We start from the raw sequence: 7,305 nt of genomic DNA on the forward strand, positions 1-7,305 counted from the left end.
CCGGGCACATGCCGGGCAGCCGTAGCCTGCCTGCCACGGAACTGATCCGCGACGGCGCGCTGAAACCGGTCGGAGAACTGAAAAACATCTTGTCCGCCCTGCACGTCACACCCAAAACGCAGGTCATCACCTCGTGCGGATCAGGGGTGACGGCGGCCATCATTGCCCTGGCCCTGCATGAGGTCGGTCATGACAAGGTACGGCTCTATGACGGGTCGTGGGCCGAATGGGGTCAGGCGACGCTCGACACACCGGTCGTCACCTCCGCTCAGCGCACCGGCGGCGAATAAAGCAGTCCGCGTTCCGGCGCGTTCCACTGCGCATTCAGCCCGCGCGACAACTTAAGCGGCGAGTCTGCGCCGATATTGCGGTCGAAGATTTCGCCGTAATTGCCGACCTGCGAAACGATATTATAGGCCCATTCCGGCCCCAGCCCCAGACCGCCACCCAGATTGCCCTCTGAGCCGAGAAGACGCCGGACCTCCGGGTTCTGAGACTCCAACTGCTGCGCCTTGACCGTCTCGCTACTGACACCCAACTCCTCAGCGACGATCGTTGCATAGAGTGTCCAGCGCACAATGTCCGTCCACTGGTCGTCGCCTTGCCGCACGACCGGCCCCAGAGGTTCCTTTGAGATGATTTCCGGCAGGATGGTATGGGCCGTCGGGTCGCTCAGCGTCGTGCGCGCCGCCGCCAGAGCCGACACGTCACTGCTCAGGGCATCGCACTGACCGGCGGCATAGGCGTCTCGCCCCTCGTCTTCGTTCTTCACCACAACCGGGTTATATTTCAGTCCGCGAGCGCGGAAAAAGTCGGCCAGATTAAGCTCGCTGGTCGAACCCGTCTGCACGCAGATGCGCGCGCCATTCAGTTCGGTGGCGCTGTTCAAGCGCAGGGATTTGCGCACCAGAAAGCCCTGACCGTCATAATAGTTGATGCCGGCATAATCGACCTGATCCGCCGCGTCGCGCGACAGGGTCCAGGAGGTCGAACGCCACAGCACATCGACCTTGCCGGTTTTCAGCGCCTCGAACCGCTCGGTCGTGGTCAGCGGCACATAGGTCACCTTATCGGCGTCGGAAAAGATGGCGGCAGCCAGGGCGCGGCAGAAATCGACGTCGAACCCGCGCCAGCGGCCGGAATTGTCCTTATACGAAAAGCCGATCAGACCGGGATGCACGCCGCAATTGACCCGCCCGCGCGTCAGAACGGCCTTTAGCGTGGCGCTGTCGCTTTGGGTGGGGGTGAGCGTGGCCTCAGGGGCCTGAGCGGGCTTGTCGTCTGATGCCTTTGGTCCCTGATTACACGCCGTCAGACCGCACACAAGACCGGCCAGAACAATCGGCGCGGCAAGGCGGGACAGGGGGCGGAACACGGACATGGGCAACAGGGCCTTTACGGTGGCGGCGCACCCTATTCAACACCAGCCCGCCGCCCCGGTCAAAGCGAAAGGGACGGTTGGTCCTCACAAATTGGAGAAGTGGCGACCCCGGCAGGATTCGAACCTGCGACCGTCCGCTTAGAAGGCGGATGCTCTATCCAGCTGAGCTACGGAGTCTGAAAGCGCTTTTAGTGCGTCCAGCTCTGGCGGCGGTTGGACGCGAAATTGTCGGCATAGGCCTTGATGATCTTCGGCGGAGTTTCCGGCTCGATCAGGCGGAACGGGATGCCGTGGGTTTCGGCATAGGCCATGGCCTGTTCCTTGGTGTCGAAGGAGAGGCGCACCTGGGTATTGGTGTCCGCCGCCGAAATCCAGCCCATCAGCGGGTCAGGCGTGCGCGCCGAGGCCGGTTCAAACTCCAGCACCCAGTCCTGAGTCTTGGCCTTGCCCGACTGCATAGCGGTCTTGGACGGCTTGAAGATGCGCGCGAACATGACAATCTCCTGCGGACGCGAAATCTGTCCGGATTCGATATCCGGATGGTCAAGGTCTGTTACTACAAACCCGCTTTTTGGCAAAGGGCTTTTGCCCGATTACCCTTCTATATGGGCTGAGGCTTCGATCTCAACCAGCCATTCCGGGTTGATCAGGGCCGAGGTGCCAAGGAAGCTCGATGCCGGGCGGATTTCGCCGAACACTTCACCGTGGGCGCGGGCGGCGTCCTGCCACAGCGACATATCGGTCAGGAAGATGCGCGTGCGGATGATGTCGGTCACCGAACCGCCCGCCTCTTCCACCGCCTTGACGATAGTTTCGAGGATGGTCTTGGTTTGCAGGTAGCAGTCCCCGGCCCCGACCAGTTGGCCATCGCGCATGGCCGTGGTGCCCGCGACCTCAATACGGTTGCCGATACGCACGGCGCGCGAAAAACCGATGGTCGGTTCAAACGGCGAACCGGAAGAAATAAGCTGACGCATGAGACTATCCTGAAAATTAAACCAGACGGCTGCGGTCGAGCGCCGCGGTGATGAAGCTCTTGAACAGCGGGTGCGGCTGCATGGGGCGGGACTTGTATTCCGGGTGGTACTGCACGCCGATAAACCACGGATGATCGTCGCGTTCGACGATTTCCGGCAGCAGGCCGTCCGGCGACATGCCACTGAACTTCAGGCCACAGGCCTCAAGCTGCGGGATATAGTCGCGGTTGACTTCGTAACGGTGGCGGTGGCGCTCCGAAATCTGCGTCGTGCCGTAGATGTCGGCGACTTTTGAGCCTTCGCGCAGGCTGGCCGCAAAGGCCCCCAGACGCATGGTGCCGCCCAGATTGCCGCCTGCGGCGCGCTGATTCAGCTCATTGCCATTGAGCCATTCGGTCATCAGGCCCACAACGTGTTCGCCGCTGTCGCCAAATTCCGATGAGGTGGCCTTGGCAATGCCGGCCTGATGGCGCGCGGCCTCGACCACAGCCATCTGCATCCCGAAGCAGATGCCGAGATAAGGGATCTGATTTTCGCGCGCGAACTTGGCGGCCATGATCTTCCCTTCGGCCCCGCGCTCACCGAAGCCGCCGGGCACCAGAATGGCATGGACGTTTTCCAGCTTTTGACGCACGGTTTCGGGATCGTCCTCAAAGGTTTCGGATTCGACCCACTCGATATTGACCTTGACCCGGTTGGCCATGCCGCCGTGATAAACGGCTTCGATCAACGACTTATAGGCGTCTTTTAACACTGTATATTTGCCGACAATGGCAATAGACACCTCGCCGTCCGGCTTGGCGTAGCGGTGGGTGATGTCTTCCCACATCGACAGATCGGGCTGCGGCGCGTCTTCGATACCAAAAACGCTGAGCACCTCATTATCGAAACCTTCGCGGTGATAGTCGATCGGCACGGCATAGATATTGGCCGAATCGAGCGCCTGAATGACCGCCGTTTCGCGCACATTACAGAACAGGCCGATCTTGCGGCGTTCTTCACGCGGGATTTCGTACTCGCTGCGGCACAGCAGAATGTCCGGCTGAATACCGATCGAGCGCAGTTCCTTGACCGAATGCTGGGTCGGCTTGGTCTTCATCTCGCCCGCCGTCTTGACGAAGGGCAGCAGGGTCAGATGGATGAAGCAGCACTGACGGCGCGGCAGTTCCTGCCCCAGCTGGCGGATGGCTTCAAAAAACGGCAAGCCTTCGATATCGCCGACCGTGCCGCCGATTTCCACCAGAATGAAGTCGGCATCGCCCTGATCCGACAGGACGAAGCTCTTGATCTGGTCGGTAACGTGCGGAATGACCTGCACGGTGGCGCCCAGATAGTCGCCACGCCGCTCTTTTTCGATGATGTTGGAATAGATGCGCCCGGTGGTGATATTGTCGGTCTTGCGCGCATTGACCGCCGTGAAGCGCTCATAGTGGCCGAGGTCGAGGTCGGTTTCCGCGCCATCATCGGTGACGAAGACTTCCCCGTGCTGATAGGGGCTCATCGTGCCGGGATCGACGTTCAGATAGGGGTCGAGCTTGCGCAGACGAACCTTATAGCCGCGCGCCTGAAGCAGGGCCCCCAGCGCCGCCGAAGCCAGCCCCTTGCCGAGCGAGGACACCACGCCCCCCGTAATAAATACAAAGCGCGCCATATCCGTGTTCACCGTGGGCATGTCGGAAAACCTTTATCCGGGAACCGCTGTGGGCGATTCCACTTACCTTCATATATATTCAAAAAGATCGGCTCACAAAGCGATCTGTGAGCCGGTCCTGAGTTCAGAATTTAAAGCGGTCTTCAGTTTGAGGCCGAAGACGCCGCCGCCGAAGACGCGGCGGGCTTGGCGGGCTGGGCCGCCGGTTTCGCCGCCGGGCGGGCTGCGCTTGACGACGAAGCCGAAGAGGCAGGCGTCGGGTTGCCCAGCGTGCTGAGCGAGGGCGCGGCGCTGGTCGGCGACGGCAGATCGGTCAGGGACGGCGCAGCCGACGACGAAGCGGCACCGGTCGATTGTTGGGCATTCTGTGCCGCCGCTGCGGCAGCCGCCGAAGCCTGAGCTTCGTTTAGCTTAACATTATCGGCGCCGACCTGATCGACCACGGAGGTGCCGCGACGGTCGAGGTTCGACACCACAGTCAGGGCGATACAGTTGGCAAAGAACAGAAACGCCAGAATCGACGTGGCCTTGGTCAGGAAATTACCGGCACCGCGCGCCGACATAAAACCCGACGGACCGCCGCCCATACCCAGCGCCCCGCCTTCGGACCGCTGAACGAGAATCAGTCCCACCAGAGCAATACCGATGAGGATTTGGATCGAGAGCAGGATAACGAACAGCATGAAGTTCCGGGGTCTTTTGGGCGAATGTCTGGGCTAAGGGCGGGTGTGCGCCCCTATGGGTCGCGCGCCTTGTCCAAAGCGTAAGCGCACGCCCTTAGCATTAAGACTGGGCATTGGCCATAGCTGTTTCAAGGATTTGCGGTGGAATTTCAGTCCGCGGCGGCGATGATGCGGTTGAAATCCTCAGCCTTAAGCGACGCGCCGCCGACCAGCAGGCCATCCACGCCGTCCAGCGATAAGAGGTGGCGGGCATTGTCCGGCTTGACCGAACCACCGTAAAGCGTATGCGGCACGACCTGATTGTGGAAACGCTGCGCCAGATGCTTCTGAATCAGCAGCATGGCATCGATGACCTGATCATCGGTGGGCACGTGGCCGGTGCCGATGGCCCAAACGGGCTCATAGGCCACATGAAAGGTTTGCCCTTCGAGCGCCAGAGGCAGGCTGTCGCGCAACTGCTTGCTGAGGACGGCGTGGGTCAGGCCTTCCTGACGCTGATCGAGCGTTTCCCCGATGCAGATAATCGGCTCCAGCCCCGCCCGCAGGGCCGCCAGCGTCTTGGCAGCGACGCTTTCACAGGCTTCCTTGTGGCCGTGCCGGCGTTCGGAATGGCCCAATATGACCATTTCGGCCCCGGCGTCTTTCAGCATTTCGGCCGACAGGTCGCCAGTAAACGCGCCTTGGGCGTCTTTGTGGCAGTCCTGACCACCCAGACGCACCGGGCTGGGTCCAGGGCGGGCATTCAAAGCCTCACTCAGAGCAAAGAGAAGTGTGGACGGCGGGAAGATGGCGACCGAAGCACGGCTTTGGCGTGCGGCGGTATCCATGGCCAGGGCTTCCGGAATGGCGTCCCTGAGGCCATGCATCTTCCAGTTGCCCGCGATAAGCGGATGTTTTGGCATTATAAAATCAGTGGCATGTTATATTTTGTTGATAATGTTATCTGTAACGAAACCGACCCGTTACGCCAAGAAAAAACCGGCAAACAATTGGATTCCGTTTGTAACAGCCTTGATCCCGTCACGGTTGGTCAATTATATGTCTGCGCGCCGTCCGCCCCGGAGCGGTGGCACTTCATCTTTCAAAGGTCGCCCCTTTCATGATCTCCAGCTTCCGTCAGTTTACCAAGTCGCTCACTTTCAAGATTTTGATGGCGGCGTTGATCCTGAGTTTCGCCGTCTTCGGTATGTCCGACCTGTTCTCCAGCGCTTCGTCGCGCAACGTGGTCGATGCCGGTGATCGCCAGACGACGACGGAGGATTATCGTCGTCAGTTCGACCAGTGGAAGACCGGAGCCGAGCAACAGAGCGGCCAAACCCTGACCTATGAAGACGCCGTGAAGCAGGGCCTGCACGTGCGCATCATGGAAGAACTGGCCGCTATGGATTCGGTGTCGGCCTGGCTGGTCAAGGTCGGTCTGCGCCCGTCGGCCAAGGTGGTGACCGATCAGATCGCCAAATACCCGATCTTCTTCGATTCGATCACCGGCAAGTTTGACAAGGCCAAGTACCAGCAAGAACTGGCCACGCAGATGAAGATGAGCGAGACCAAGTTCGAGCAGATCATCAGCGACGACATCGCTAACCGTCAGTTTATCGAAGCCTCTGTGGCTGGTCTTAAGCCGCCGCGCATCTATGCGGCCCTGCAAAGTGCCTTCGCCAGCGAGACGCGCGACACCACGCTTCTGGTTGTCACGCCGGACAATATCGAAAAACCGGGTCAGCCTACCGATGTCGAACTGAAGAAATTCTATGACGACAACAAAGAGCGCCTGCGCCGTCCGGAACTGCGTCAGTTTACCGTTGTCTCCTTCGCCCCCGGCGATTTCGCCTCCAAGGTGACGGTCGATGAGGCCGAACTGAAGAAACTCTATGAATTCCGCCGCGACACCCTGTCCAATCCGGAAACCCGCACCTTCGTGCAGGTGACCGTGCCGGATCAGAAGGCCGCCGAAGCCGTGGCTCAGGCCCTGCGTTCGGGCACCGACGCCCAGACGGCCGCCAAGGCCAACAAAGGCACCGTGATCACCTATGACGCCAAGCCGAAGACAGCCGTGGCCGACGCCAAGGTGGCCGACGCGGCCTTTGCCCTGAAACAGGGTGAGGTGTCGGGTCCGATTCAGGGCAGCCTTGGTCTGGCGGTTGTAAAGGTGTCGGGCATCACCGCCGCTTCGGTGACCGGTTTCGATACGGTACGTGGTCAGCTTGAGGCTGAATACAAGGCCGACAAGGCCAAGGATCTGGCCTACAAGGCGTCCGAAGTGTTTGAAAAGGAACGTTCGGCCGGTGCTGACTTCCTCGCCGCCGCTCAAAAGGCCGGTGTGCGTGTAATCAACCTGCCGCCGATGACCGCCGAAGGTCAGATGGGCAACGGCCAGCCGTTCCAGTACGCCCCGATCCTGAAAGCCGCCTTCGATCAACCCAAGGGCGGCGAAACCGACGTCACCGAACTGGGCAATGGCGAGTATTTCGCCCTGCGCGTCAACGAAGTCCTGCCGTCGGAAGTCCCGGCGCTCGATACCATCAAGCCGCAGATGATTCAGGCCTGGCAACAAAAGACGGCCGGGGACCGCGTCGCCGCCAGGAGCGAAGAAGCCGCTGCGCGCCTGCGCAA

The 7,305-nt window shown here is 60.6% G+C and carries 8 protein-coding genes and 1 tRNA gene; 2 read left to right on the forward strand and 7 right to left on the reverse strand.

Annotation, left to right across the window (positions count from 1 at the left end):
- Window positions 1-290 (forward strand): rhodanese-like domain-containing protein (locus Q0072_RS11730; protein WP_298330214.1); only part of this gene is annotated, 290 nt, incomplete at its 5' end.
- Here the strand turns inward: Q0072_RS11730 and Q0072_RS11735 are convergent.
- The 7 genes from Q0072_RS11735 to tpiA all read right to left on the reverse strand — a co-directional run bounded on the left by Q0072_RS11735 (window position 269) and on the right by tpiA (window position 5,594).
- Window positions 269-1,381, reverse strand: a complete 1,113-nt coding sequence (locus Q0072_RS11735) for an amino acid ABC transporter substrate-binding protein (protein ID WP_298330217.1) — start codon at window positions 1,379-1,381, stop codon at window positions 269-271. The two genes, Q0072_RS11730 and Q0072_RS11735, sit on opposite strands and share 22 nt — an antisense overlap.
- A 100-nt stretch (window positions 1,382-1,481) precedes the next feature.
- Window positions 1,482-1,558 (reverse strand) — tRNA-Arg (locus Q0072_RS11740).
- An 11-nt stretch (window positions 1,559-1,569) separates the two neighbouring features.
- Window positions 1,570-1,875, reverse strand: coding sequence for an ETC complex I subunit (locus Q0072_RS11745; RefSeq protein WP_272742050.1), 306 nt, complete (start codon window positions 1,873-1,875; stop codon window positions 1,570-1,572).
- Window positions 1,876-1,974: 99 nt separating this feature from the next.
- Window positions 1,975-2,358, reverse strand: a complete 384-nt coding sequence (locus Q0072_RS11750; RefSeq protein ID WP_298330224.1) for a RidA family protein — start codon at window positions 2,356-2,358, stop codon at window positions 1,975-1,977.
- A 16-nt stretch (window positions 2,359-2,374) separates the two neighbouring features.
- The gene (locus Q0072_RS11755) at window positions 2,375-4,009 is read right to left on the reverse strand and encodes a CTP synthase (protein ID WP_126424160.1); all 1,635 of its coding nucleotides are present in this window, start codon (window positions 4,007-4,009) and stop codon (window positions 2,375-2,377) included.
- A 143-nt stretch (window positions 4,010-4,152) separates the two neighbouring features.
- Window positions 4,153-4,692: a preprotein translocase subunit SecG gene (secG, locus tag Q0072_RS11760; RefSeq protein ID WP_298330227.1), complete on the reverse strand. Its 540-nt coding sequence runs from the start codon at window positions 4,690-4,692 to the stop codon at window positions 4,153-4,155.
- Window positions 4,693-4,841: 149 nt separating this feature from the next.
- A complete protein-coding gene (gene tpiA / locus Q0072_RS11765; protein WP_298330230.1) occupies window positions 4,842-5,594 on the reverse strand; it encodes a triose-phosphate isomerase in 753 nt (250 codons plus the stop codon).
- 197 nt (window positions 5,595-5,791) lie between these two features.
- On the opposite strand from tpiA, the gene Q0072_RS11770 reads away from it, so the two are divergent.
- Window positions 5,792-7,305, forward strand: a 1,514-nt coding sequence (locus tag Q0072_RS11770; RefSeq protein WP_298330233.1) for a peptidylprolyl isomerase, incomplete at its 3' end; no start/stop codon positions are given.

Origin of the sequence: Asticcacaulis sp., assembly GCF_027484505.1 — a bacterium.
Classification (GTDB): Bacteria; Pseudomonadota; Alphaproteobacteria; order Caulobacterales; family Caulobacteraceae; genus Asticcacaulis.

Excerpts from the sequence above, each read along its gene's own strand:
- Q0072_RS11735 (WP_298330217.1), bottom strand. The coding sequence starts at position 1,381 with ATGTCCGTGTTCCGCCCCCTGTCCCGCCTTGCCGCGCCGATTGTTCTG.
- Q0072_RS11745 (WP_272742050.1), bottom strand. The coding sequence starts at position 1,875 with ATGTTCGCGCGCATCTTCAAGCCGTCCAAGACCGCTATGCAGTCGGGC.
- Q0072_RS11750 (WP_298330224.1), bottom strand. The coding sequence starts at position 2,358 with ATGCGTCAGCTTATTTCTTCCGGTTCGCCGTTTGAACCGACCATCGGT.
- Q0072_RS11755 (WP_126424160.1), bottom strand. The coding sequence starts at position 4,009 with ATGGCGCGCTTTGTATTTATTACGGGGGGCGTGGTGTCCTCGCTCGGC.
- secG (WP_298330227.1), bottom strand. The coding sequence starts at position 4,692 with ATGCTGTTCGTTATCCTGCTCTCGATCCAAATCCTCATCGGTATTGCT.
- tpiA (WP_298330230.1), bottom strand. The coding sequence starts at position 5,594 with ATGCCAAAACATCCGCTTATCGCGGGCAACTGGAAGATGCATGGCCTC.